The sequence below is a fragment of the Stieleria sp. genome (genome assembly GCF_041595215.1).
GTDB lineage: Bacteria > Planctomycetota > Planctomycetia > Pirellulales > Pirellulaceae > Stieleria > Stieleria magnilauensis.
In genome coordinates, this window is the sequence record NZ_JBFHKV010001402.1 from 1 (window position 1) to 1813 (window position 1813).

Below are 1813 nucleotides of genomic sequence, written 5' to 3' on the forward strand. Positions count from 1 at the left end.
AAGCTGAGCAAGATGCAGGCGACGTTCCTGGGCCAATGGTCGGGCTGGAATCTTGACAGCTTGATCAGTGTGTTGACCAGCCAGTTTGTGTTGGTGATCCTGATCACGTACCTGCTGATGGCGGCATTGTTCGAATCGTGGTTGTATCCGTTGGTGATTATCTTGACGGTGCCGCTGGGGGCGGTCGGGGGCATTCTGGGGCTCAACCTGTTGAACGTCTATTTGTCGATGACCGGCCAGCTGACGCAGCAACTGGACATCCTGACGATGCTCGGTTTCGTGATCCTGGTCGGGACGGTGGTGAACAATCCGATTCTGATTGTGCACCAGTCGCTCAATCACATGCGTGAGGACGCCATGTCGCCGCGGGTGGCGATTCTGGAGAGCGTACGGACACGGATTCGTCCGATCTTTATGACGACGTTGACCACGGTGCTCGGATTGTTTCCGCTGGTCTTGTTCCCCGGTGCAGGCAGCGAACTGTACCGCGGCCTGGGCAGCGTCGTGCTCGGCGGGCTGTTGGTGTCCACCATCTTCACGCTGGTATTGGTGCCGACACTGTTCAGTCTGCTGTTGGAAGCCAAGGCCGGTTTGGCGCGACGGCTGTTCGGCAGTCCAGCCCAGACGGCACCGCAGACGGCACGACCGACGGCGGCGTTGCCAAGTCAGCGGCGAACGGTTCAACTGGTGCAGCCAGGGGAACCGACGAAGCATGACGCTGATTCAGCGCGTGATCTGCCGACCCAAGACCGGGCTCACCAACCCGCTTCATCGGCCCCGGCTTCACAGGACGATCGATAGCCGCCCGCGTTGATGACCATGACAGGAACAGAGACTCCACACTGCAATGAATTGCTGTCCGATCAGGACGGTGATTACCGGACCGCCGATGGGAAGAAACGCTGGATCGCAGGGAGTTTTCCGACCGTCAGCTTCTATCGCCAGTTCGCGTGGAACGTTTATCGATCCAGTCGCGTCGCCCGTCAGGGAAAGTATGGAAACCAACGCTGGAGCGAAACCAGCTTCGAGGTCATGCAATCTCTCGAATCGGTCGGCATTCGATTCGAAATCACGGGGCTGCGGCATGTGAAAGACTTGGCAACCCCCTGCGTGTTTGTCGGCAACCACATGAGCATGCTGGAGACGATCGTCCTGCCCGCCATCATCCAACCGATTCGCGACGTGACGTTCGTGGTCAAACAAAGCTTGATGGACTATCCGGTGTTTCGCCACATCCTGCGGACACGCAATCCCATCGCTGTCTCACGTGACAATCCACGCGAAGACTTCAAGCGGGTGATGACGGAGGGGGCCGAGCGACTTGCCCAAGGCATCTCGATCGTCGTGTTTCCCCAGACCACCCGTAGCGACACCTTTGATCCGGGGACGTTCAATTCGATCGGCGTCAAGCTGGCGGCTCGGGCCAAGGTCCCGGTCGTGCCGATCGCATTGCAGACCGATGCGTGGGGCAACGGCAAATGGTTCAAGGACCTCGGTCCGATCGACCCGCAAAAGGAAGTGCGGTTCGCGTTCGGAGAACCGATCGCCATCGAAGGCCGCGGCGACCGGCAGCAACAAGCTGTGATCGACTTCATCACGTCCAAGTTGGACCAATGGAACGCCGGCACGTAGGACGAACAGCCGCTTCCGCGGCGACCTGAGTGACCGAGGGGGCGGGGCAAACAGATGGGGCAAAGCTAGGTTGGCTGCAAAAAAGAGTTGGTCAAAAAATGGGTTGGTCAAAAAATGGGTTGGTCAAAAAATGGGTTGGTCAAAAAATGGGTTGGTCAAAAAATGGGTTGGTCAAAAAATG

2 protein-coding genes are annotated in these 1813 nt (G+C 58.1%); both read left to right on the forward strand.

What is annotated here, in order from left to right; all coding sequences use genetic code 11:
* Positions 1-801, forward strand: an 801-nt coding sequence (locus ABX749_RS31605) for an efflux RND transporter permease subunit (RefSeq protein WP_372899540.1), incomplete at its 5' end; no start/stop codon positions are given.
* 18 nt (positions 802-819) lie between these two features.
* Entirely contained in the window at positions 820-1632 is an 813-nt protein-coding gene (locus tag ABX749_RS31610) for a lysophospholipid acyltransferase family protein (protein WP_372899541.1), read from the forward strand.
* Positions 1633-1813 lie beyond the last annotated feature (181 nt).

Bases quoted from the DNA above. Each gene is read 5' to 3' on its own strand.
- ABX749_RS31610 (WP_372899541.1), top strand. From the start codon at position 820: ATGACAGGAACAGAGACTCCACACTGCAATGAATTGCTGTCCGATCAG.